The organism is Caulobacter sp. GW822-FHT07D08 (assembly GCF_058798735.1).
In genome coordinates, this window is record NZ_JBXAKU010000001.1 from 415,971 (window position 1) to 440,129 (window position 24,159).

The 24,159-nt window shown below is 66.5% G+C and carries 21 protein-coding genes; 11 read left to right on the plus strand and 10 right to left on the minus strand.

Annotation, left to right across the window (positions count from 1 at the left end):
- Positions 1-7 precede the first annotated feature (7 nt).
- The 3 genes from AC1RJ9_RS01815 to AC1RJ9_RS01825 form a co-directional block, all read right to left on the minus strand.
- A complete protein-coding gene (locus AC1RJ9_RS01815; protein WP_492835238.1) occupies positions 8-1,306 on the minus strand; it encodes an FkbM family methyltransferase in 1,299 nt (432 codons plus the stop codon).
- Between the two features lie 85 nt (positions 1,307-1,391).
- A complete protein-coding gene (locus tag AC1RJ9_RS01820) occupies positions 1,392-2,894 on the minus strand; it encodes a hypothetical protein (RefSeq protein WP_492835236.1) in 1,503 nt (500 codons plus the stop codon).
- A gap of 67 nt (positions 2,895-2,961) precedes the next feature.
- Complete coding sequence (locus AC1RJ9_RS01825) at positions 2,962-3,261, minus strand: helix-turn-helix domain-containing protein (RefSeq protein WP_492835235.1); 300 nt, start codon at positions 3,259-3,261, stop codon at positions 2,962-2,964.
- A 262-nt stretch (positions 3,262-3,523) separates the two neighbouring features.
- Here AC1RJ9_RS01825 and AC1RJ9_RS01830 point away from each other — a divergent pair, with 262 nt between their 5' ends.
- The 9 genes from AC1RJ9_RS01830 (at position 3,524) to AC1RJ9_RS01870 (ending at position 16,548) form a co-directional block, all read left to right on the plus strand.
- Positions 3,524-6,604 (plus strand): beta strand repeat-containing protein, encoded by a 3,081-nt coding sequence (locus AC1RJ9_RS01830; protein WP_492835233.1) that lies wholly within the window; start codon positions 3,524-3,526, stop codon positions 6,602-6,604.
- A gap of 266 nt (positions 6,605-6,870) precedes the next feature.
- On the plus strand, positions 6,871-8,610 hold the full coding sequence (locus AC1RJ9_RS01835; RefSeq protein WP_492835231.1) for a type I secretion system permease/ATPase: 1,740 nt from the start codon (positions 6,871-6,873) through the stop codon (positions 8,608-8,610).
- Between the two features lie 63 nt (positions 8,611-8,673).
- The gene (locus tag AC1RJ9_RS01840) at positions 8,674-9,984 is read left to right on the plus strand and encodes an HlyD family type I secretion periplasmic adaptor subunit (protein WP_492835229.1); all 1,311 of its coding nucleotides are present in this window, start codon (positions 8,674-8,676) and stop codon (positions 9,982-9,984) included.
- Positions 9,985-10,097: 113 nt separating this feature from the next.
- Positions 10,098-11,075, plus strand: coding sequence for a GDP-mannose 4,6-dehydratase (gene gmd, locus AC1RJ9_RS01845; RefSeq protein WP_492835227.1), 978 nt, complete (start codon positions 10,098-10,100; stop codon positions 11,073-11,075).
- A complete protein-coding gene (locus AC1RJ9_RS01850) occupies positions 11,075-11,707 on the plus strand; it encodes an acetyltransferase (protein ID WP_492835225.1) in 633 nt (210 codons plus the stop codon). Before gmd ends, AC1RJ9_RS01850 begins: the two co-directional genes overlap by 1 nt.
- Positions 11,704-12,819, plus strand: a complete 1,116-nt coding sequence (locus AC1RJ9_RS01855; protein WP_492835223.1) for a DegT/DnrJ/EryC1/StrS family aminotransferase — start codon at positions 11,704-11,706, stop codon at positions 12,817-12,819. Before AC1RJ9_RS01850 ends, AC1RJ9_RS01855 begins: the two co-directional genes overlap by 4 nt.
- A 3-nt stretch (positions 12,820-12,822) precedes the next feature.
- Entirely contained in the window at positions 12,823-13,860 is a 1,038-nt protein-coding gene (locus tag AC1RJ9_RS01860; protein WP_492835221.1) for a glycosyltransferase family 4 protein, read from the plus strand.
- Positions 13,861-13,870: 10 nt separating this feature from the next.
- Positions 13,871-14,908: a glycosyltransferase family 4 protein gene (locus AC1RJ9_RS01865; RefSeq protein WP_492835219.1), complete on the plus strand. Its 1,038-nt coding sequence runs from the start codon at positions 13,871-13,873 to the stop codon at positions 14,906-14,908.
- 116 nt (positions 14,909-15,024) lie between these two features.
- Complete coding sequence (locus AC1RJ9_RS01870) at positions 15,025-16,548, plus strand: TolC family outer membrane protein (protein WP_492836081.1); 1,524 nt, start codon at positions 15,025-15,027, stop codon at positions 16,546-16,548.
- Here the strand turns inward: AC1RJ9_RS01870 and AC1RJ9_RS01875 are convergent.
- Complete coding sequence (locus AC1RJ9_RS01875; RefSeq protein WP_492835217.1) at positions 16,545-17,825, minus strand: glycosyltransferase; 1,281 nt, start codon at positions 17,823-17,825, stop codon at positions 16,545-16,547. The two genes, AC1RJ9_RS01870 and AC1RJ9_RS01875, sit on opposite strands and share 4 nt — an antisense overlap.
- Positions 17,826-17,967: 142 nt before the next feature.
- Between AC1RJ9_RS01875 and AC1RJ9_RS01880 the strand changes: the two genes are divergently transcribed.
- Positions 17,968-19,503: a methyltransferase regulatory domain-containing protein gene (locus AC1RJ9_RS01880; RefSeq protein ID WP_492835215.1), complete on the plus strand. Its 1,536-nt coding sequence runs from the start codon at positions 17,968-17,970 to the stop codon at positions 19,501-19,503.
- A 557-nt stretch (positions 19,504-20,060) separates the two neighbouring features.
- Here the strand turns inward: AC1RJ9_RS01880 and AC1RJ9_RS01885 are convergent.
- The 4 genes from AC1RJ9_RS01885 to AC1RJ9_RS01900 form a co-directional block, all read right to left on the minus strand.
- Positions 20,061-20,810: a DUF599 domain-containing protein gene (locus AC1RJ9_RS01885; RefSeq protein ID WP_492835213.1), complete on the minus strand. Its 750-nt coding sequence runs from the start codon at positions 20,808-20,810 to the stop codon at positions 20,061-20,063.
- Between the two features lie 41 nt (positions 20,811-20,851).
- Positions 20,852-22,294 (minus strand): MFS transporter, encoded by a 1,443-nt coding sequence (locus AC1RJ9_RS01890; RefSeq protein ID WP_492835211.1) that lies wholly within the window; start codon positions 22,292-22,294, stop codon positions 20,852-20,854.
- Positions 22,295-22,394: 100 nt separating this feature from the next.
- Entirely contained in the window at positions 22,395-22,550 is a 156-nt protein-coding gene (locus AC1RJ9_RS01895) for a DUF3309 family protein (RefSeq protein WP_099580360.1), read from the minus strand.
- Positions 22,551-22,655: 105 nt separating this feature from the next.
- Positions 22,656-23,051, minus strand: coding sequence for a DUF983 domain-containing protein (locus AC1RJ9_RS01900; protein WP_492835209.1), 396 nt, complete (start codon positions 23,049-23,051; stop codon positions 22,656-22,658).
- A gap of 290 nt (positions 23,052-23,341) precedes the next feature.
- On the opposite strand from AC1RJ9_RS01900, the gene AC1RJ9_RS01905 reads away from it, so the two are divergent.
- Positions 23,342-23,512 carry a hypothetical protein gene (locus AC1RJ9_RS01905; RefSeq protein ID WP_492835207.1) on the plus strand — a complete coding sequence of 57 codons (171 nt, stop codon included), beginning with the start codon at positions 23,342-23,344 and terminating at the stop codon, positions 23,510-23,512.
- Positions 23,513-23,515: 3 nt separating this feature from the next.
- On the opposite strand, the gene AC1RJ9_RS01910 is transcribed toward AC1RJ9_RS01905, so the two are convergent.
- Both AC1RJ9_RS01910 and AC1RJ9_RS01915 read right to left on the minus strand, forming a co-directional pair.
- Complete coding sequence (locus AC1RJ9_RS01910) at positions 23,516-23,653, minus strand: entericidin A/B family lipoprotein (RefSeq protein ID WP_099580356.1); 138 nt, start codon at positions 23,651-23,653, stop codon at positions 23,516-23,518.
- An 81-nt stretch (positions 23,654-23,734) separates the two neighbouring features.
- Positions 23,735-24,148, minus strand: a complete 414-nt coding sequence (locus AC1RJ9_RS01915) for a beta/gamma crystallin-related protein (RefSeq protein ID WP_492835205.1) — start codon at positions 24,146-24,148, stop codon at positions 23,735-23,737.
- Positions 24,149-24,159: the final 11 nt, after the last annotated feature.

A 24,159-nucleotide genomic window follows, 5' to 3' on the forward strand; every position in this document is an offset into this window, starting at 1 on the left:
GAGGTCCTTAGCGCCGCAGCAGACGCTTCTCGGCGTCGCCGCCGGCGCGCACGAAGGCGATGTTGGCCGAGACCACCTTGGCGGCGGCCTTGGTGTTGGTCGGCTCGGCCGCGCCGGTCGTCTCGTCGATGATGTAGGCCTTGAAGCCGGCGTCGGCGAAGGCCTTGAACCATTGGGCCGGGGTCTGGCCGACGCGCTTGAGGTGCTCGGGACCGAACTCGGCGACGATGGCCAGGTCCTTGTTCTTGGCGATCAGGCCCGACATGCCGGCCAGCACGTCCAGCTCGGCGCCCTCGACGTCGATCTTGACCACGTCCATGCGCTGGCTCGGCGCCACCGCGTCCAGGCGCACGACATCGACCTGGATCTCGCGCGAGCCCTCGGTCTCGGGCAAGGCGTAGAGCGAGCTGTGGCCGATGATGTCGCTGACGTGGAAGGTCAGCTGGCCCGCCTGCGCGCCCACGGCCTGGTCGCGGACGTCGACCCAGGACAGGCCATTGAGGTGGCGCATCTTTTCGAGGTTCGCGCGCGGGATCGCTTCCGGCTCGAAGGCGATGACCTTGCCGGTTGGGCCCGCGGCCCACGCCATGATCAGAGTAAGCAGGCCGATATTGGCGCCGACATCGGCGACGACCATGCCCGGCTGGACCAGGCGACGCAGGACGTCGCCGGTGCCGGGCTCCAGGCCACGGCTGGTGGCGTTGGCCAGCATCGTCACGAAGGTGGGCAGGGCGGTGGGGGCCAGGATGTAGCCATCGCGCATGCGGATGGCGGTCGACTCGGCGTCGTAGTGGATCAGCGGTCGGGCCTTGATCTCCAGCTCGTCGAAGCGCGGGCCGAACAGGCCGGGCAGACGGGCCAGCTCCGACCCGAACTGGTCGCCGCGCATTTCCAGGCGCGCCAGCGGCGGCTCCAGCCGTGAAAGATGGGCCGACAGCGCCCGGGTGGCCTCGTCGCTCTGCTTGAGCGCCATGTGCAACAGGGCGTGCGTCTGGTCCAGTCGCAGGTTGACCGCCCGCAAATCGGCCGACAGCGTGTCGAGGTGGCCGCGCGTCGCGTCCAGATCGGCCGACAGCGCGTTCAGGTGGCCGCGCGCCTCGCGCAGCTCATGCTCGACGCTGGCCTGAAGATAGCGACGCGCATAGTTGGCGACAGGCGACAGCACCGGCCCCAGCAGCCGCCGGGCGAAGCCGAAGCGGCGGCGCGGCGGCGGGCCCACGGGTGGGGACGGCGAAGTCTCCGGCGTTTCCATTGCGGGAGCGCGCATGGCGGAACTAATCGCCAGGTCCAGGCGTGCGGGCCTCAAGGCAGTCCTTCCCGAACGCGACCCGCGAAAGGCCGTCGTTCCTCTGATCTCGCGACATCCGGAGCGGACGCTCCAGGCGTTTCGTCTAGACCAGAATCCCGCCGTGCAGGAAGGACGAATGATCGCCCACGAGGCTGATCGAGCTGCCATCGTCGAAGTGGAAGGTCATGCTGTCCAGGTGGACGACCGAACCGACGTCGTGCAGCACCCGCGCGTCGAACATGACAATATCCGCGCCCTTCACCATCACCTCGACATTGCTCGTGTGCGCGATGAAGTAGTCGATGAACTCCTTCACCAGGCTGGGCGTGGCGTAGGTGGGCGCGGGCGGCGTCGGATTGCCGGGCGTCAGAGGGGCCTCGGGCTGGCTTGAGTCCGGCGTCGACGTCGACACGTCGCCGACCGGCGGCGAATCCGGATCGTCGATCGGGGGCGGCTGCGGCGTGGGCTGCGGCGTGGGCGGCGGCGAGACGATGTGATGATCGCCCTTGGCGACGAGATCGGCCAGGATGCCGGGCAGCTTGCTGACCTCGACGACCGAAATCTTCTGCCCGCCGGTGTCGCCGATGATGCCGCGGACCAGCTGAACCGCCTCGACGGAAGGCAGGCCGTTCAGGCCCAGGCCCAGACGTACGTCCAGGGCCCAGTTGCCGTCATCGTTCGACGGCAGCGGCGCGGCCAGAACCAGGTCGCGATGAACCGCGTCGGTGGTCACGGTCAGCAGGGCGTTGGCCGCGGCCGAGCCTTCCGCGAGTTGGGGCAGGGTCGAGAGCAGCGCCACCAGCGACAGCACCGAGGACACGGTCTGGGCCGGCGTGTTGTCGACCATCATGGTGGCGTGGCTGGCCGCCGTGGGGGTGAAGCCGCCTTCTACGCCGTGGGACGGAGTCGGGACGGGCCCGAAGTCCAGCGCCGCGGCGGCCGCCGAGATCGCGCCGCGCGCGGCCGGGTCCAGGCTGGTCGTGTCGAGGCCATAGTCCGAAGCCAGCAGCGCGGCCGCCAGGATCAGCACGGCCTGATTGGCCGGCAGTTGGGCCGTGTCGTAGGTCGGCGTCGACGTCGACATGGGCGCGACGCCGCTGGTGAGGCCAGCGTTCGAACTGGACGACAGCAGGGCGGGGCGGCTGTGATTGGGCTGGGCGTTGCCGGATCCTGCCTCGGCCGCGCGGGCCTCGCCCGTCTTGAAGAAGGCGGTGCCGACCACGGCCACCAGCAGGGCGGCGGGGTGGACCGAGATGTTGCTGCCGCTGTCCGCGCGCCGGATCAGCGGGTGGCGCGCCACCATGTTGCGCACCAGGCTCGAGAAGTCGAAGCCGCGGGCGATCTCTTCATAGGCGGGGCCGGCGATGATGTACTCGCCATCGATGCGCGCGAAGTGGATCACCACCTCGCCGTCGTCAGAGCGATAGAAGCAGAACCACGGCTCGTTCTCGTCGCTCATGCCGCGATCGGTGCCGACGCGGATGCCGGCGCGGATCAGGGCGCTCTCGACGCGGTAGAACTCGGCCAACTCCTGCTGGCTCCAGTCAGCCGGTCTCGGCGCGTGACGCGGCGAGCGCTGGAAGAACGAAAGGACCTGTGCGGCCATGCGGTGGACGTTTCCCCACGCCTAAGGCGAGCGCCGGCTCCCATGCCGACGGCCTACATTAATCGAACTAGGCTTCGCTGAACAGGATTTCGTAGGTGATCGGATCGTAGAAGCGGAGCAGCTCTCGAACGAAAGTCTTCTCCGGAACCCCCAGAGCCATCGCCCAGTCCCTGTAGCGGTCCGGCGGAATCCGTCCGCGACCTGTCTCCAGCTGGGAGATGAAAGTATAGTAGTCGGCGCCCACCTTGGCGGCGAGCTGACGCTGCGAGAGGCCAGCGGTCTCGCGCTGCTCCTTCAGCCAGCGACCGCCTTCGCGGCGAAGGTCCTGGACCTCCGTGGCGCTGCGTCGTTGCGGATTGCCATACATTATAACGCCTCACGGGTCGTTCGGGGCAGTCCGCGCGAGTGCGCGCTCGCCTCCCCGACGAATAAATCACGCTCCCATATACCGCGTTCGGGCGGGGGGTACAAGGAACGCTATATAGGAATTCGCTGTACCGGTTAGGAAAATGCTGTACGGCCGAATTTCGGCTATTGTCGACGTATGACGTTTGCTCTATAGCCTTCGCTGCTCTCATGCGCGCCAATCGGTCGCAGGGGGTGTGGGATCTTTTTGGGAGACTATCCTCATGGCCTATACGACGGCCCAACTGGTCACGGCGTACACCAACGCCAACCTCGGCAAGGCGCCTGACGCCGCCACCACGCTGACGCTCGACGCGTACGCGACTCAAACGCAGACCGGGGGTGTCTCTGACGCCGCCGCCCTGGCCAACACCCTGAAGCTGGTCAACAGCACGACGGCCGTCGCCGTCGAGACCTACCAGTTCTTCACCGGCCACGCCCCGTCGGCTGCCGGCCTGGCCTACCTGGTCAACTCGACCACCAACGCCAACGACCTGAACGACGCCTACTTCTCGAAGTTCGCTCAGGAAAACCGCTTCATCAACTTCTCGATCAACCTGGCCACCGGCGCCGGTGAAGGCGCCGCCGCCTTCAACACCGCTTACGGGTCGGTGTCGTTCGCCCAGACGGTTGCTTCGGCCTATGACAAGATCATTGGCAACGCGGTCGCCGCCGCCGCTGGCGTCGACGTCGCCGGCGCGGTGGCTTTCCTGAGCCGTCAAGCCAACATCGACTACCTGACCGCTTTCGTGAAGGCCAACACTGGCTACACCAGCGACGCCGACGTTAGCCTGGCCGTCAAGGCCGCGCTGATCGGTGAAATTCTGAACGTCGCCACGGTCTCGGGTCTGGGGGGCTATGCCACCGCGACGGCCGCTCTGATCAGCGACCTGTCGGACGGCACGCTGTCGACCGACAACGCCGCCGGCGTCAACCTGTTCACGGCCTATCCGTCGTCTGGCGTCGGGGGGTCCACGATCACTCTGACCACCGGCACCGATACGCCGGCCGCCACCGCCAACAACGACACGATCGTCGCGGGTGAAGTGGGCGGCGTTGCGACCCTGACGGTTGGTGACACCATCAACGGTGGCGCTGGCGCGGACGTCATGAACTGGGTGCAAACCGCCGCGATCAACGGTCTGCCGACCGGCGTGACGATCTCGAACGTCGAAACGATTAACGTGACGTCGGGTGGCGCGATCACCCTGAGCACCGCCACGGGCGTGACGGGTTTGACGGCCCTGAACACCAACACCAGCAACGCGGCTCAAACCATCACGGTCGGCGCGGGCCAAAACCTGAAGGCCACGGCCGCGCTGCAAGCCGCGAACAACACGGTTTACGACGGCGGCGCCGACGTCACTGTCGTCTCGACGGGCGTCACCACCGGTTCGACCACGGTCGGCGGCACCACGGCGCCCACGGGCGCCGTGTCGGTCAGCGTCACGAACTCGACCGCCGCCACCACCACGGGTAACATCGCCGTCACCGGCGGTACGACCGTGTCTGTGACCCAAGCCGCTGGCAACGCCGTGAACACCACGGTGACCCAAGCCGCTGTGACCGTGACCGGCGGCGCCAGCACCACCGCCGTCACCGTCAACCAAGACAAGGCCGCCACGGCCGGCGCCACAGTTGTCGGTAAGGTCAACGGCAACGTGACGATCAACGACGTCAACGCCGCTTCGGCCACGGCCGCCGGCAAGATCGCCACGGTCTCGCTGAGCAGCTTCGCCGCCGCCACGATCGACTCGAGCGCTCTGACGACCGTCAACCTGTCGGGCACGGGCACCTCGCTCGGCATCGGCCGCGGTGCCCTGACCGCCACGCCGACCGCCAACACCCTGACCCTGAACGTGAACGGTCTGACGACGACCGGCGCGATCACCGACGCCGAAGCCGCTGCTGACGATGGTTTCACCACCATCAACATCGCCGGCACGACCGCTGCTTCGACGATCGCCAGCCTGGTGGCCGCCGACGCGACGGCCCTGAACGTCTCGGGCGACGCCAAGGTCACGGTCACGGCTCACACCGCCGCTGCTCTGACCGCCATCACCGTGACCAACACGGCTGGTGCGACGTTCGGCGCCGAGCTGGCTACCGGCCTGCTCTTCACGGGCGGCGCTGGCGCTGACTCGATCGGCCTGGGCGCCACGACCAAGGCGATCACCATGGGCGCCGGCAACGACGTCGTCACCCTGAGCTCGGCGACCCTGGGCGCTGGTGGTTCGGTGAACGGCGGCGACGGCACCGACACCCTGGTGGCCAACACCAACGGTTCGTCGTTCAGCGCCGATCCGGCCTTTGGCGGCTTCGAAACTCTCCGCGTCGCTGGCGCGGCGGCTCAAGGCTCGCACAACGCCAACGGCTTCACGGCCCTGGAACTGGGCGCGACGGCCGGCGCCACGACCTTCACCAACGTTGCGGTGAACGTCGGCCTGACCGTCCTGGCCGATCCGACCGGCGGCACGACCGTGACCCTGGCCAACGCCACGGGCACCACGGACGTGTTCAACCTGACCCTGTCGTCTGCGGCCGCCCTGACCGCTGGCTCGGTCACGCTGGCTGGCGTCGAGACGGTGAACATCAACGCCACCGACACCAACACGACCGCTCACGTCGACACCCTGACCCTGGTCGCCACCTCGGCCAAGTCGATCGTCGTGACGGGCAACGCCGGTCTGAACCTGACCAACACCGGTAACGCTGCTGTCACCAACTTCGACGCCAGCGCCGTTACCGGCGCGGACTCGAACGTCACCTACGTGTCGGTCAACACCACCGTGGGCGAGCTGGTCTCGATCAAGGGCGGCGCTGGCGCTGACTCGCTGACCGGTACGGCCAGCGCCAACGACACCATCATCGGTGGCGCTGGCAACGATACGCTGGTCTACACCGGCGGTTCGGACACCTTCACCGGTGGTACGGGCGCGGATATCTTCGATATCAACAACGTCGGCACTTCGACCGCCTTCGTGACGATCACCGACGCTGCTGTCGGCGACAAGATCGACCTGGTCGGTATCTCGACCGGCACGATCGCTGACGCCGCCCTCGGCGCCAAGGTCACCCTGGGTGGCGGTGCTACCCTGGCTCAGTACCTGGACGCGGCTGCCGCTGGCGACGGTAGCACGAACGCCCTGGTGAAGTGGTTCCAGTTCGGCACCGACACCTATGTCGTGGTCGACAACGCGGCTGGCGCTACCTTCACCAGCGGCACGGACTCGGTGATCAAGCTGACCGGCCTGGTCACGCTGACCACCTCGGCCACGGCCACCGAAGTGCTGACGCTCGCCTAAGCGAACGTCTGATCCGCGCCTAGGCGAGGATCGCTTGACTAATGGACCCCGCCTTCCGAGAGGGAGGCGGGGTTTTTCTTTTAAGAGAGGTGGGGTCTTTTTTTGAGGGACGCGCTGGGAGCGCCCGTCGGCCTTGCCTAGATCCAAGGCCATGACTTAGCGGGATCAACTGCGCTAACTTTCCGCCACAATTTCGTGGTCGAGACGCGACCTAAGTTGTTACTGTATACGGCCCGCCTTATGGCGCGGCGTGTCGAAGGCTCGAAATGATTTTCACCCGCACCCGCACCGGCGCCAAGCCGACCGTTCTTGACCAGGCCGTATTGGTCGCGAAGCCGGCTGTGATCACCGCCATGGTCTTCAGCTTCTTCATCAATATTCTGGCGCTGGTCAGCCCGCTCTACATGCTGCAGGTCTATGATCGCGTGCTGTCCAGCCGCAACGTCGCCACCCTGGTGGTCCTGACGCTGATCTGCATCTTCCTGTTCATCGTCTATGGCCTGCTGGAGGCCCTGCGCACCCAGGTGCTGGTGCGGGGCGGCCTGAAGTTCGACGGCGTGGCCCGCGATCCGATCTTCCGCTCGGTGCTGGACTCGACGTTGACCCGCCGCGGCGGCGGCGGCCAGGCGTTCCGCGACATGGACCAGGTGCGGGAGTTCATGACCGGCGGGCTGATCGCGTTCTGCGACGCGCCGTGGACGCCGGTGTTCATCATCGTGTCCTGGATGCTCCATCCGTTCTTCGGCATCCTGGCGATCGTCAGCTGCATCATCATCTTCGGCCTGGCCGTGATGAACGACAACGCCACCAAGAATCCCGTGCAGATGGCCACCATGGCCTCGATCGCCGCCCAGAACGACGCGGGCTCGACGCTTCGCAACGCCGAGGTCATGAAGGCCATGGGCATGTGGGGCGGCCTTCAGGCGCGCTGGCGCGTGCGCCGCGACGAACAAGTGGCCTGGCAGGCCGCCGCCAGCGACGCCGGCGGCGCGGTGATGTCGGGCATCAAGGTGTTCCGCCAGGTGGTCCAGACCTTGATCCTGGGCGGCGGCGCCTATCTGGCCATCCAGGGCAAGATCTCGGCCGGCTCGATGATCGCGGGTTCGATCCTGGTCGGTCGCGCCCTGGCCCCGATCGAAGGCGCGGTGGGTCAGTGGAAGGGTCTGCTGGGCGCTCGCAGTTCGTGGGATCGGCTGCAGACCATGCTGCGCGACGAGAAGATCGCCGAAGACCACATGTCGCTGCCCGAGCCGCGCGGCGTGCTCTCGGCCGAAGCCGCTTCGATCGTGCCGCCCGGCGCGCAACAGCCGACCATGCGCCAGGCCAGCTTCCGCGTCGACGCGGGGACGGCGGTCGCGCTTGTCGGTCCCAGCGCGGCCGGCAAGTCGTCGCTGCTGCGGGGCATCGTCGGCGTCTGGCCGTGCGCGGCCGGCGTCATCCGTCTGGATGGCTACGACATCAAGCAGTGGGACCCGGAGAAGTTAGGGCGGCACATCGGTTATCTGCCGCAGGACATCGAACTGTTCTCCGGAACCGTGGCCCAGAATATCGCCCGCTTCACCGAGTACGAATCTCAAGAGGTGATCGACGCCGCGATGCTCGCCGGCGTCCACGAGATGATCCAGACTCTGCCTATGGGCTACGACACGCCGATTGGCGAAGGCGGAACCTCGCTTTCGGGGGGGCAACGCCAGCGTCTCGCCATGGCCCGCGCCGTCTTCCGCATGCCGGCCTTGCTCGTGCTCGACGAACCGAACGCAAGCCTGGACCAGGCAGGCGAGATCGCGCTCATGCAGGCCATGAACGCTCTGAAGGCGGCCAAGCGCACGGTGATCTTCGCCACTCACAAGGTGAACCTGCTGGGCCAGGCCGACTACATCATGGTTATCAACCAGGGTGTCATCGCCGACTTCGGCGAACGTGACGTCATGCTGGCCAAGCTGACCGGCGCCGCGCCGTCGAGCCCGCCGCCGGCCCCAACGCTGACGCCGGTCCGCGCCAACTAATCCGTCCGCACGTATCCTTATCCAGAGGCCGCCGCCCGGCGCGCCCATCAGGCTGAAAACAGAATGAAGCCCCCCAAGATCCAGCGTCCGACGGACAACTACAAGGGCGTGGCCCGCATCGGCTACGCCATCATCGCCTTCACCTTCGTCGGCCTGCTGGGCTGGGCGGCGCTCGCGCCGCTGGACAGCGCCGTGATCGCCAATGGCGTGATCTCCGCCGAGGGCAACCGCAAGACCATCCAGCACCTGGAAGGCGGCATGCTCCGCAAGATCCTCGTGCGCGAGGGCGAGAAGGTGAAGGCCGGTCAGGTCCTGTTCGAACTCGACCCGACCCAGGCCAACGCCGCCGCGGGCATCACCAAGAACCAGTTCGTGGCCCTGAAGGCCATGGAGGCCCGCCTGCTGGCCGAACGCGATCAGCGTCCGTCGATCAGTTTCCCGGCCGACCTGCTCAGCCAGCGCGCCGATCCGATGGTCGCCCGCGCCATAGCCGACGAACAGGCCCAGTTCATCGAGCGCCGTCAGACGATCTCGGGTCAGGTCGACCTGATGAACGCCCAGCGCGACCAGTACCAGAGCGAGATCGACGGCATCGATCGCCAGACCCAAGGCCTGAAAGATCAACTGGGCTTCATCAAGGATGAGCTGGGCGACCTGCGCAAGATCTATGACAAGGGTCTGGTGCCGCGGCCGCGCCTCTTGGCGCTTGAGCGTGAGGAAGCCTCGCTGTCGGGGTCGATCGGTCGCTTGACCGCCGACCGCTCCAAGGCCGTACAGGGCGCGGGCGAGACCCAGCTGAAGATCCGCCAGATCAAGCAGCAGTTCTACCAGGAGGTGAGCCAGAGCATCAGCGAAACGCGCGTGAAGCTGGCGGAAGTGACAGAACGCGAAGTCGTGGCTTCGGACGCCCAGCGCCGGATCACCGTCGTCTCGCCCGTAAACGGCACCGCTCAGAATCTGCGCTTCTTCACCGAAGGCGCCGTGGTCCGTCCCGCCGAGCCGTTGGTCGATATCGCGCCCGACGACGAGGCCTTCGTGATCCAGGCGCACTTCGCGCCGACCGACGTCGATAATGTCCACGCGGGCATGGTCACCGAGGTGCGCCTGCCGGCGTTCCACTCGCGCGAGATTCCGATCCTGAACGGCAAGATCGAGTCGATCTCCAGCGACCGGCTCTCCGATCCGGAAGGCAAGACGGTCTATTTCCTCGGGATCGTGCGCGTCGACGTCAAGCAACTGCCGCCGAAGTTCCGCAACAGGGTGACCGCCGGCATGCCGGCCCAGGTGGTGGTGCCGACGGGCGAGCGCACCGTGTTGCAGTACCTGTTCTCGCCGCTGCGCGACACCCTGCGCACCACCATGCGCGAGGAATAGAGGCGGGATTTCAACAGCCTGATTTCCCATGCTTTTTGGAAAGCGGCGTAAGGCCGCTTTCCAATCGCCTCCAATAGTGTAGTCAGACACCTTCATTCTTACTGGAGTCGATAGTGGCGAAGACGGCTTTGATCACCGGCGTGACCGGTCAGGACGGGGCGTATCTCGCCAAGCTTCTTCTGGAGAAGGGCTACACCGTTCACGGCATGCTGCGCCGCTCGGCCTCGGCCGACGTGATAGGCGACCGCCTGCGCTGGATCGGCGTCTATGATGACGTTCGCCTGGAACTGGGCGACCTGCTGGACGCCGGCGGCCTGTCGCGCCTGATGCGCCGCCTGCAGCCGGACGAGGTCTACAACCTGGCGGCCCAGAGCTTCGTCGGCGCCTCGTGGGACCAGCCGCATCTGACCGGTTCGGTCACCGGGCTGGGGACCACCAACATGCTGGAAGCCGTGCGGCTGGAATGCCCCCAGGCCCGCTTCTACCAGGCCTCGTCGTCGGAGATGTACGGCCTGGTGCAGCATCCGGTGCAGTCGGAGAAGACGCCGTTCTATCCGCGCTCGCCGTACGCCGTGGCCAAGATGTACGCCCACTGGATGACGGTGAACTATCGCGAGAGCTTCGGCCTGCACGCCTCGGCCGGAATTCTGTTCAATCACGAAAGCCCGCTGCGCGGCATCGAGTTCGTGACCCGCAAGGTCACCGACGCCGTGGCGGCCATCAAGCTGGGCCAGCAGAAGACCGTCGAGCTGGGCAACCTGGACGCCAAGCGCGACTGGGGCCACGCCCAGGACTATGTCGAGGCCATGTGGCTGATGCTGCAGCAGGAGACGCCGGACGACTATGTGGTCGCCACCGGCAAGACCTGGACCGTGCGCGAGATGTGCGAGGTGGCCTTCGCCGCCGCCGGTCTGAGCTATCAGGATCACGTCACCATCAATCCGAAGTTCCTGCGACCCGCCGAGGTCGAGCTGCTGCTGGGCGATCCGGCCAAGGCCAAGGAAAAGCTGGGCTGGGAGCCCAAGATCACCATGCAGGCGCTGATCGCCGAAATGGTCGAGGCCGACATCGCCCGTCGGTCCAGGAACTGATGAGCGCCGGCGTCGTCCTCATCGGCGGCGGCGGCCACGCCAAGGTGGTCATCGAGAGCCTGCGCGCCTCCGGCAAGACCGTGGCGGTGATCGTTGACGCCGATCCGACACCGCGCGAGGTGCTGGGCGTTCCGGTGGTCGGCGACGACCTCGCGCTGCCAGGCCTGAAGGCGCAGGGCTTTTCCGAGTTGTTCGTGGCGCTGGGCTCCAACCGCCTGCGCCAGAAGCTTGGCGTCAAAGCGCGTGAGCTCGGCTTCACCCTGGTCAACGCCATCCACCCCTCGGCCGTGATCTCCCCGTCGGCGCGGATCGGCGAGGGCGTGGCGGTGATGGCCGGCGTGGCGATCAACGCCGACAGCCGGGTGGACGACCTGGCCATCGTCAATACCGGCGCGATCGTCGATCACGACTGCCATCTGGGCGCGGCCTGCCACCTGGGGCCCGCCTCGGCCCTGGCCGGCGGCGTCACCATCGGCGAGCGGGCCTTCCTCGGCGTCGGCGCGCGGGTGATCCCGGGCGTGCGCATCGGCGCCGACACGATCCTGGGCGCCGGCGGCGTCGTGGTGCGTGACCTTCCGGACGCGGTCGTGGCGATCGGCGTGCCGGCCCAGATCAAAGGAGAGCGTTCTTGACCAGCCTGCCGCGGATTTCCGTCGCCGCCCCCAGCCTCGACGGCAACGAGCGCGACTACGTCATGGAGTGCATGGACTCGACGTGGATCTCGTCGGCCGGCCGCTTCATCACCGACTTCGAGAAGGCCTTCGCCGACTATTGCGGCGTCAAGCACGCGATCACCTGCAACAACGGCACGACGGCGCTGCACCTGGCCCTGGTGGCCATGGGCATCGGCCCGGGCGACGAGGTGATCATTCCCAGCCTGACCTACATCGCCTCCTGCAACGCCGTGACCTATTGCGGCGGCACGGTGGTGCTGGTCGACAACGACCCGCGCACCTTCAACGTCGATCCGGCCCTGATCGAGGCCAAGATCACGCCGCGCACCAAGGCGATCATGCCGGTCCACCTGTACGGCCAGGTAGCCGACATGGATCCGATCCTGGAGATCGCCCGCAAGCACAACCTGATGGTCATCGAGGACGCTGCCGAGGCGGTCGGCGCGACCTACAAAGGCAAGATGTCCGGCTCGCTGGGCGATTGCGCGACCTTCAGCTTCTTCGGCAACAAGATCATCACCACCGGCGAAGGCGGGATGATCACGACGAACGACGATGAGCTGGCCAAGACCATGCGCCTCTATCGCAGCCAGGGCGTGGATCCGAACCGTCGCTACTGGTTCCCCGTCGTTGGCTTCAACTACCGCATGACCAACATCCAGGCCGCGATCGGCCTGGCCCAGCTGGAGCGCGTCGAGCATCACCTGGCCGCCCGCGAGCGTGTCGTGGCCTGGTACGAGAAAAAGCTGGCCCGCCTGGGCAATCGGGTGATCAAGCCGCACGTCGCCGACACCGGCCGCCATGTGTTCTGGATGTACACCGTACGCCTGGGCGAGGGCCTCTCGACCTCGCGCGACCAGGTGATCAAGGATCTGGACGCCCTGGGCGTCGAGAGCCGGCCGGTGTTTCACCCGATGCACATCATGCCGCCGTATGCCCATCTCGCGACCGGCGACCTGACCCAGGCCGAGGCTTGCGGCGCCGACGGCCTGAACCTGCCGACCCACGCGGGCCTCTCCGAAGCGGATATCGACCGCGTCGTGGCCGCCCTGGATCAGGTGCTGGTCTAGGCCATGCGCATCGTCCTGCTGTCCTCGATCGTGCCGTTCATCAACGGCGGGGCGCGCTTCATCGTCGAATGGCTGGAGGAGAAGCTCCTCGAGGCCGGCCATGAGGTCGAGCGGTTCTATCTGCCGTTCGTCGATGATCCGAACGAGATCCTGCACCAGATCGCCGCCTGGCGGATGATGGACCTGACGCAATGGTGCGACCGGGTGATCTGCTTCCGGCCGCCCGCCTATGTGGTCGATCACCCCAACAAGGTGCTGTGGTTCATCCACCACATCCGCACCTTCTACGACCTGTGGGACACGCCTTATCGCGGCATGCCCGACGACGCTCATCACCGCGCCATCCGCGACAATCTGCGGGCGCTCGATACGCGGGCGATCTCGGAAGCGCGGGCGGTGTTCACCAACTCCCAGGTGGTGGCCGACCGCCTGAAGACGTTCAACGGCCTGGACGCCACGCCGCTGTATCCGCCGATCTACCAGCCCGAGCGCTTCACCCACACGGGCTATGGCGACGAGATCGTCGCCATCTCGCGCCTGGAGCCGCACAAGCGCCAGGCGTTGATGATCGAGGCCATGCAGCACGTGAAGACCGGCGTGAAGCTGCGCCTGGCCGGCACGGCCTCGAGCGCGGAATACGGCCGCCAGCTGGTCCAGCTGACCAGGGACCTCGGCGTCCAGGATCGCGTCATCCTCGAGGATCGCTGGATCAGCGAGGACGAGAAGGCGGAGATGCTGAAGGAAGCGCTGGCCATCGCCTACCTGCCCAAGGACGAGGACAGCTACGGCTACCCGTCGCTGGAAGGGGCCCACGCCCGCAAGCCGATCATCACGACGACCGATTCCGGCGGCGTGCTGGAACTGGTCGAGCACGGCCGCAACGGCCTGATCAGCGCGCCCGATCCCCGGGCCCTGGCCGAGCAGTTCGACCGCTTGCACGCGGATAAGCAGGGCGTCGCCAAGATGGGGACCGCTTCGCTGAACCGCCTGGCCGAGATGAAGATCGACTGGAGCACCGTCGTGGATCGGCTGACCGCATGAAGGTGCTCGCATGAAGGTCTTGGTCGTCAACAACGCCGCTCCCTTCCAGCGCGGGGGCGCAGAAGAGCTGGCCGACCATCTGGTTCGCCGCCTGAACGCCACGCCCGGCGTGCAGTCCGAGCTGGTGCGCGTGCCGTTCACCTGGGAACCCGCCGAACGCCTGATCGAGGAGATGCTGATCTCCAAGGGCATGCGGCTCTACAATGTCGACCGGGTGATCGGCCTGAAGTTTCCGGCCTATCTGATCCCGCACCAGGACAAGGTGCTGTGGCTGCTGCACCAGTTCCGCCAGGCCTATGACCTGTCCGAAGCCGGCCAGAGCCACCTCGACTTCGACGACACGGGCAGGGCGGTGAAGGCGGCGATCCGCCAGGCCGACAACACCTGTTTTGCTGAGTGCAAGAAGATCTACTGCAACTCGCCGGTCACCCAGAACCGCCTGATGAAGTTCAACGGCGTGTCCAGCGAGGTTCTGTACCCGCCGCTGAACGACGGTGAGCTGTTCACCGGCGGCGACTATGGCGACTACATCTTCGCCGGCGGCCGGGTGGCGGCGGGCAAGCGTCAGCACCTGCTGATCGAGGCCCTGGCGCTGCTGCCGAACGGTCCGCGCCTGGTCATCGCCGGTCCGCCGGAGAACCAGGCCTATGCCGACCGCCTGACCAAGCTGGTCGAGGACCTGGACCTGAAGGACCGCGTTGATCTGCGCTTCGGCTTCCATCCGCGCGCCGACATCGCCCGTTGGGCCAACGACGCCCTGGCCTGCGCCTACCTGCCCTTCGACGAGGACAGCGTCGGCTACGTCACGATGGAGGCCTTCGCTTCGGGCAAGGCCGTTCTGACCGTCACCGACTCCGGCGGCCTGCTGGAGATCGTCAGCGACGCCACCGGCGCGGTGGCCGAGCCTACGCCCCAGGCCTTGGCGCAGGCGCTTGATCGCATGACGTCGGACAAGGTTCGGGCTAAGTCACTGGGGAGCGCCGCGCGCGATCTCTGGCGCGATAAGAATGTCACATGGGAGGAGACGGTCCGCCGTCTTCTTGATTAAGCCACAAATTTTGGGTTGAAGGCCGGGTTACGGTGAGTTCCGCCCAAGTCTAGGAAACGCGAGTGCTGTCGAAAGTCCTGTCCGTTCGTTCGTCCGTCATTGCCCTGGCCATCGCCATGGCCGTGAGCGGTCGCGCCGAACTCGCCCACGCCGAGACCCTGGCCGACGCGATCACCGCCGCCTACCAGAGCAATCCGAACATCCAGGCTCAGCGCGCCGCCATGCGCGCCCTGGACGAGAACTACACCCAGGCGCGCGCGGCCTACGGCCTACAGGCCAGCGCCTCGTTCTCCGATACCTACAGCTGGGCCAAGAACGTCACGCGAGACAGCGGCTTCCAGGCCACTACCCCGTCCAGCCAGCTGACCCTAAGTCAGGCGCTGTACACCAACGGCCGCTACGCCGCCCGCCTGGCGGGGGTCGAGGCTCAGATCCGGGCGGCTCGCGAGAACCTGCGCCGCATCGAGATGGATCTGCTGGTCCGGGTGACCAACGCCTACGTCTCCGTCCGTCGCGACCGCGAGGTGCTGCGCATCGCCCAGGGCGGTGAAGCCTGGCTGCGCAAGCAGCTGCAGGACACCGAGGACAAGTACAGCGTTCGCCAGGTCACCCTGACCGACGTCCAGCAGGCCAGGGCGCGCCTGGCCGGGGCCTCCACCCAGGTCGCCAATGCTCAGGCCCAGCTGAATGTCAGCGTGGCCTACTACGCCTCGCTGATCGGCCACATGCCCGAGACTCTCGAGCCCGAGCCGGACATCGACGGCCTGCCGGCCAGCCTAGACGAGGCGTTCAACCAGGCCGAACAGTCCAACCCGACCCTGCTGGCGGCCGCCTATACCGAGAAGGCCTCGCGCGAAGGCGTCGCCGAGGCCCGCGCCCAGCGCCTGTTTACGGTCAGCGCGCGAGCCGACTACCGCAACGCGGCGATCACGTCCTACAACGGCGCGTCGGCCAACCGTGAGGACACGCTCACCGCCGGCGTCACCATCAGCCAGCCGCTGTTCTCCGCCGGCCAGCTGAATTCCTCGGTCCGTCAGACGATCGAGGAAAACAACCGCGACAAGCTGCTGATCGACGACGCCCGCCGCAACGCGGTGTTCAGCGTCTCGCAGTACTGGGACAACCTAGTCGCCGCCCGCAAGGCGCTGGTCTCGCAAGAAGCGGAAATGAAGGCCGACACGATCGCCTTCTATGGCGTGCGTGAAGAAGAGCGGTTCGCCCTGCGCAGCACCATCGAGGTGCTGAACGCTCAGGCCGAACTCCAGAACGCCCAGATGAACTTCGTCCGCGGCCGGGCCAACGAATATGTCGGTCGCGTGCAGCTGCTGGCCCAGGTGGGCACGCTGGAGGTCGGCAACTTGGCGCCGGGCGTCCAGCCCTACGATCCCGAGCGGCACTTCAAGAAGGTCCGCTACAAGGGCATGCTGCCGACGGACCTGATCGTCCAGACCTTTGACCACATCGCCCTGCCGATGGAGTCGAAGAAGCCGAAGGCCGGCGACACCACGCCGATCCGGCCCCCGTCGTCGGATCTGCCGGCCGCTCCCGTATCCGCCGACAAGGTCGAGCCGCCGCAGTCGATCAACGACCTGCCCGCGCTGAGCGACGAGTCGCCGGTCAAGACCGCGCCGAAGAGCTAGGTCAGCGGTAGCAGCCCGCGCGTCATCGCCAGCCAAGCGTCGCGATCGAACGAGACGTGAGGGTTGCGCGCCGTGGCCGTCGCGAGTTCGGCGCGCCAGGCGCCGTCCTTGATCATGCGCGCCAGCTTGGCGGCGGCGTCTTCGACATCCGCGTCCGCCCAGCGCCCCGCGCGGTAGATCGCGCCGTCGCCCTCGACCGGGATCAGGGTGTAGTCGACGAGCTGGCTCGAGGCCGGGTCCATGAACTCGACATTCGACGACCAGCCGGTCGCCAGGGTAGGCTTGCCCAGCCAGATGGCTTCGGCCAGCAACAGGCCGTAGCCCTCCGATCGATGCAGCGACAGCACGATGTCGCTGCTGGCGGTCAGGCGCGCCATGTCCACCGCCGACAGGTTCTCGGTCATCAGCCGGATCGCCGGATCGGCGGCGACATCGTCCCGCAAGGCCTGGAAGGTCTCCGGATAAAGGTCCGCGCCCACGACCTTGCAAACGAGCAGAGCCTTTCCGGCCTTCGCCTTCTGGAACGCCCGCAACGCGGCGTAGGGGTTCTTGCGCTGGGCCGTCGAGCGCAGGTCGAAGGCCATCAGGACCACGACCTTGTCGTCCGGAAGGTCGAAGCGGGCGCGGTCGGGCGTCGGGCGCGGGTTCAGATAGAGTGGGTAGGGGGCCGGCGAGACCTTCACCCGCGCGGGGGCGATCTTGCGGATGGCGTCGGCGGCGAAGGCCGAGGGCGTCCAGACCTCGTCCACCAGATCGAAGGCCGGCGCCCAATCGGCGGGAACATCTTCCAACTCCCAGGCCCAGTAGCCGACGTGGCGGCGACCCTCGAGCGGGCGGCCGCCGGTGTCACGGGCCCAGCGCAGCAGTTCCGGCGGGTTGATGTGCGAGATCACCACCCCGCGCTCCTCGGCCGTCGGCGCGGGGAACGCCACGGGCAGATCGATCGGGAAGCCGACCTCGGCCGACAGATCGATGGCGCGGACTGGCATGCCCGCATCGGCGAAGCCGCGCGCCAGCATTCGGGCGCCCTCGCCAAGACCGTGCACGGCGCCGTGGAAGCCGACGATGGTCACAGGCGGGCTGGCGGACAGGTTTCGTCGTCGGGCCCGTCGCCGCGCTCGCGCCTGCGCGCTGTGCTCGACCCAGGCTTCGGTGGCGTCGCCGATGGCTTTGCTCGCCGATAGATACAGCGCCCGTGGCGCTCCGGCCGTCAGGTGCGCCGCACGACGCACAGGCGCGGGCAGGCGTCGCCAGGCAGAAAGGAGATCGGATTTCATCGACAAGGGTGCTGCAACGTCCGGTGCGAATGGGAACCTATAGCGAGCTCCGGCGTTCGTCGACCATGGGGAAAGGCTGCGCCGAGCGGCCAGGGCGTCAAAAGCAGCATTTAATCAAACCATCCAGCAGCGCGGGGGACTTGTGTCGACTGAGTGGAATGCCGGCTACGTCACGGACGTGAACTACACATTCGGCTATTACGGCGAACTGAACCCGCTGCGTTGCCGTCTTCCGCTGCTGATGATCGGTCGTCACGCGCCGAAGATCGAAAACGCCTGCGAGCTGGGTTTCGGCCAAGGACTTTCGGTGTCGATCCATGCGGCCGCCCAGCCGAACGTCAACTGGTATGGCACGGACTTCAACCCGTCCCAGGCCGCCTTCGCGTCGGAAATGGTCCGCCTCTCGGGCGCCGAGGCCAAGCTTTACGATGAGGCCTTCTCCGAGTTCTGCGGTCGCCAGGACCTGCCGGATTTCGACTTCATCGGCCTCCACGGCATCTGGACCTGGATCTCGGACAGCAATCGCGGCGTGCTGGTCGATTTCATCCGCCGCAAGCTGCGTCCGGGCGGCGTGCTCTATATCTCGTACAATACGCTTCCGGGCTGGTCGGCCTCCGCGCCGCTGCGCCACCTGATGAAGCGCCATGCCGACGTCATGGGCTCGCCAGGGCAGGGGATCATCGCCCAGACCGACGCGGCCCTCGGCTTCATCGACCAGTTCCTGGCGCTGGAGCCTGGCTACGCCAAGGCCAATCCCGGCGCTGTCGAGCGGCTTAAGCAGATCAAGGGGCAGGACAGGAAGTATCTGGCGCACGAGTACATGAACCGGGACTGGAACCCGATGTACTTCGCCGATATCGAGAACTGGCTCACCGAGGCGAAGGTCGGTTTCGCCAGCTCCGCCCACACGCTGGACAATCTCTACGAACTGAACATGACGCCCGCGCAGACGGAGTTCATGCGCGGCGTTCCGGACGTCTCGCTGCGCGAGACGGTGCGCGACTACTGTGTGAACCAGCAGTTCCGCCGCGACTATTGGATCCGCGGGGTGCGCGCGCTGGTCGGTCACGAGCAGATAGCGGCGCTGCGCGAGGAGCGGGTTGTTCTGACGACCGGCAAGGCCGATCTGCCCACCAAGGTGCGCGGCGTCCTCGGCGAGGCCGGATTGCTCGATAACATCTACCAACCGATTTATGAGCTGCTACTGGACCACAAGCCGCACACGGTTCTCGAGCTGGAGACCCATCTCGCCGCCAAGGCCGTTCCGTTCGCTCAGCTGAGTTCGGCCCTGAACATCCTGTTCGGCCTGGGTGTCGTGCAGCCTGCGGCCCCGGCCCAGGACTACAGCAAGGCCAAGACCCGCTGCCTGGCGTTGAACAAGGCCATCGCCCGTCGCTCGCTGTCGGTGGGCGACATCGTCTATTTCGCTTCGCCCGTCACGGGGGGCGGAATCCAGGCGCAGCGCTTCAGCCAGCTCTTCTGGCTCAACAAGCAGAGCGGCGGCAGGACCGCGGCGGATTGGGCCAATTTCGCCTGGTCGGTGCTCAAGGGTCAGAACCAGAACATCATCAAGGACGGCGTGACCCTTCAGGGCGACGACAACCTGACGGAGCTGACATCCCAGGCGCAGGCGTGGGGTGAAAGGACCCTGCCGATCTGGTCGGCGCTGGGGATCTGAGTCGAACACTTTTGACGATAGCTGGCGTGGATGGGGTCGACTTCCTGTCCAGAGATCGCGTCGCGCTTCGCCTCTCTGGAGAATGATCGCCAAATCCACAGGTCAATTTGGGCGTAATGAGGCGTTCTGGAAATGTAGTTTGCTTGCCCGATGAAGTGACTTCGAAAGGACAATGTCCTAGGGCTCACTTCTGGACTAGAGCGGGCATGAACAATCCTTCTTTGGAGAACTCTGTGAATTGAAGATCGGTCGACGCCTTCAGCTTTTGGCTGGGCTTTGCGTCCGATATTTGCGCTGTGTCGCGGGAATCTGAGGGAAGCTCTGCAATAGCGGAAGTTGCAACCCGAAATCACGACGAAATGTCGGATTCCCGGAGCAGGCCGGTTGCGAAGCGCGGCCGGTTAAGGTATGTAATAGGGGTCTACCCACAAGACTTCCCATTAGCCCCGCCGGAGACTTAGTCACCGGCGGGGCTTATTGCGTTCTGGACTGGTTCTTGGGCCTCGGGGGCGGGAGGAGAACGCTTTGGCGGACCGCGTGTTCCTCTGGTCAAGCTTCTAGATTCGGTCTTCTGGCGGCGCGTCGTCGAGATGGGCCAGATGCGGGCCGTGGACGACCGGCTGGCGCTCCAGAATCTGGCGAACCTTGTGCACGGCGATCGAGGCGCGGCTGCGGCGTTGGCGCCAGAGCAGCAGGCTCATGGCTCCGACGGTGGCGACCAGGAAGGGCGCGGGCCCCAGCAGCCACACGGCCGCCGCCAGGGCGAAGTAGTAGGCGCGAACGCCAGCGTTGAAGGCCGACAGGGCGGGGTTGAGGATGCCGCCGGCGGCTTCGGCGTATTCGGCCAGCACGGCGGCCGGCGCCCACATCGGCGCGGCGCCGATGGCGGCCAGGCAGTAGTTCATCTGCCGGATCGCCCAGATGAAGTCGAGCAGGCCACGCGCCAGGGCCACCAGCACCAGGCCCAGCTTGATCTGAAACATCATCGGCGAGGTCTTGGCCAGCACGGCCAGGCCCTCGACGCTCTTCCAGGCGCTGTCGCCGCCGAACAGCACCCCGGCGGCGGCGGCGATCAGGATAAGGTTCGACGAGGCGAAGAAGCTGGCCGAATTAATCGCGTGGCCCAACAGCTGTCCGTCCAGCAGGGCCACCTCGCGCACCGCCATCTCCTGCATCCACCGGCGGCGGATGACGGTCATGTCGGTGTTGAGCACGCCGCCGCCTTCGCCCAACCGCTTGAGCAGAGGCTCGTACAGCAGCCAGCAGGCGGCGAAGACGGTCAGGACGAGGATGTCGAGCAACGGCATGACGCCAACCTAACTGGACGCGGAGAGTCGGAAAACGCCGATCAATCCTCGTGGATCAGACTATGGCGCATCGTGTCCTTGAGGAGGAGCGAGCAGACCAGGCCGACCGTCATCACCGCCGCGACATAGAGATAGAAGGTGCTCTCCATCTTCTCGTGCTTGAAGGCCAGGGCGACCATCTCGGCCGTGCCGCCGAACAGGACGTTGGCCAGGGCGTAGGGCAGGGCCACGCCCAGGGCGCGGATCTCGGCCGGGAACATCTCGGCCTTCACCACGGCGCTGATCGAGGTGTAGCAGGACTGGAAGGCCATGCCGGCCAGGATCAGAATCAGGGCGCTCGACACCGAGGTCGCGTGGCTGATGCCGGTCATGATCGGCCAGATGGTCAGGGCGCCGCCGCCGAAGGCCAGGATCAACATCGGCTTGCGGCCCAAACGGTCCGACAGCCAGCCGGCCAGGGGCTGGGCCAGCATGAAGCCGATCATGCTGAGCGCGCTGATCTCCGAGGCCTGCCCCTTGCTGAAGCCGGCCGTGTTGACCAGGAACTTCTGCATGTAGGTGGTGTAGACATAGAAGGTCAGCGAACCGCCCGCCGTCAGGCCCATGATCAGCAGGCTCTCGCGCGGATGGCGACGCACGAGCGGTACGATCAGCGACACGAAGAACAGCACCAGGAACAGCGCGCCCAGATACTGGCCGGGCTTGGCCAAGGGGCCCGTGGTGACGCCCAACACGCCGGCGATCACCGTCAGCACCAGGAAGACCGCGGCGCTGGCTGCCTGGCCGCGCGAAAGGGCCTCGCGCTGGGCGGGGCGCTTGAAGGCGATGCTCTCCTCCAGGCCTCGACGGATCCAGAACACCACCACGGCCAGGATCGCGCCGATGATGAACGGGATGCGCCAGCCCCAGGCCTTCAGCTCGGCCTCGCCCAGGGTCCGTTGCAGCACGATCAGCACGCCCAGCGCGATAAGCTGCCCGGCGATCAGGGTCACGTAGTGGAAGCTGGACCAGAAACCGCGGCGGGTCTTGCCGGCCATCTCGCTCATATAGGTGGCGCTGGCGCCATACTCGCCGCCGACCGACAGGCCCTGTAGCACGCGCGCGAACAGAAGGATGGCCGGGGCCCACAGGCCGATGGTCCCGAAGTCGGGGGTGACGGCGATGATCAGCGCCCCGCCGCACATCAGGGCCACGGACGCCGACAGCGCGGCGCGACGGCCAGAATGGTCGGCGTACATCCCCATCAGCCAGGCGCCGATGGGCCGGGCCACGAAACCCAGGAAGAAGACCGCCGCCGCCTGCAGCAGCTGCACGGTCTGGTCGCCCTTGGGAAAGAAGGCGGGCGCGAAATAGAGGGTGAAGGCGGCGTAGGCGAACCAGTCGTACCATTCGACCAGATTGCCGGCCGAGCCGCCCAGGATGGCCTTGGCGCGGGCCACGGGCGACAGGCGCGCTCCGGATGTCGCGTCGGCGGTCGCCGTCATGTGAACTCCCCTCCCATTTGGGAGGGGAGCTTAGGCGAACGACGTTCCGGAGCAACCACCGGGTCATCAGAATGGATGACCCGGCTCTCCGAAAGAGGCGCTAGATGCGGCCGAGCAGAACCAGGATGATGAGAATGATCAGGATCAGGCCCAGACCGCCCGAGGGGAAATAGCCCCACGAACGACTGTGCCCCCAGGTCGGCAGCGCGCCGATCAGAGCCAGGATCAGGATGATGATGAGGATCGTGCCGAGCATGGTCCGAAAGTCCTTGAAGCCTGCGTCCGCCACCACGGCGACGCTAGGGTCTTGCTTTCGGGAATTCGCGGCGGCGCTTGTCGGTTCCGCGCCGTTTGGTTCCGCCTAGGCTGGGGTGTCCTCGGCCTTGCGCAGGCGGATGGCCCACAGCGCCCCGATCACCGCGCCCTTGACGCGCGGCAGCAGCAGCAGGGTCAGGGTGGCCAGCGTCGTCAGGCAGACGGGCACGACGATCAGCGGCGGCCCCTCCCAGATCACCGGAAACAACAGCAGTGGGGCCACGACAAGATGGCCGACCAGCAGGATGGTGAAATAGGCCGGGCCGTCGTCGGCGGGATAGCTGCCCAGTTCGTGGCCGCAGGCCTCGCACACCGGCTCGACCTTCAGGTAGCCACGATACAGACGGCCCTCGCCGCAGTTGGGGCAGCGATGCCGCACGCCGCGCGTAAGGCCGACGAGCATGGGCGGTGCGGAGGACTGGAACTCTGACATGCCGCTCATATGCGCTTTCGGATCCGGCGGGAAAAGGGCGACCAGCCGTCGCACGGCGACGTTATGTCCAAACTTGCTGTAAGATCTTGTAGATTTTTGCCGCCGGTAGAACGTGGCGCCCCGTGAAATCTGTCTCGATCAAACGATGCAAACGATATCCGGACGGCTCGTACACTGGTTCTGGTCAACGCCCGTTATTTCAGAAGCTGCGTTCCGAGACCGTGAGTCCTTGATCGGACGTCTCTGGAACAGTTGTCGGGAGGCGGCGTTAATCGTCTGGATTGCAGACGAGACGCGCCATGACGCCAGAACGCCCAACCGAAACCGATCCCGGCCCGGAAACGCCGCCACGCGAAGGCGTTGGCGCTTCCAAGGCCGAACACGCCGTCCGTCACGCGCCGGACAGCGCCGTCGCGCCGCATGAGAAGCAGGCGATCGGCGCGGAGACCTCGCGCGAGGAAGACGCTTAGCGGCTAGTGCTTGGCGTCGCGAGCGGCGCCGGCGACGGCCTTGCCGGCCGACGAGACGTCGCGACCGGCGCCTTCGATGGTGTTGCAGGCCGAAACCAGAAGGGCGGCCGCGGCGGCGGCGAGGACGACGAACTTACGCATAGATCAGAGCTCCGGCTTGGAAGGCGGCGGACCTTAACCGTGGGCCGCGCCGAGCTTCAAGAGCCCAACGCGGCTTAAGGATCAGCGCACCCGGCGGACCGAGCTGTAACGGTCGTTCTGCTTCCTGGGCAGGCTGGCCATATCGTAGTCGTATCGCCAGCACTTGCCCTGATAGTAGGCGTGCTCGCAGAACTCCCACGGTCCGCGCCGGATGCGCATGGACGAGACGCGGTCGTTGAAACCGAGGCGCGACAGGTCCGGCACGTCGCCGCGCAGCGGGCGGGCCTCGCCGCGGAAGCCGTCGTGCTCGAACAGCACCACCTCGCCGCCAGGACCCCAGCGGCCGTCACGGCGATCGTCCCAACGGTCATGGCGACGGTCGTCCCGGTGATCATAGCGCTCGTCGCGGCCTTGGTAGCGATCTTGCGCCACGGCGACCGTGGTGGTGGCCAGTGCGACCGCGCCGCAGACGATCAGGAAAGCGATCTTGCGCATGACGGTGACCT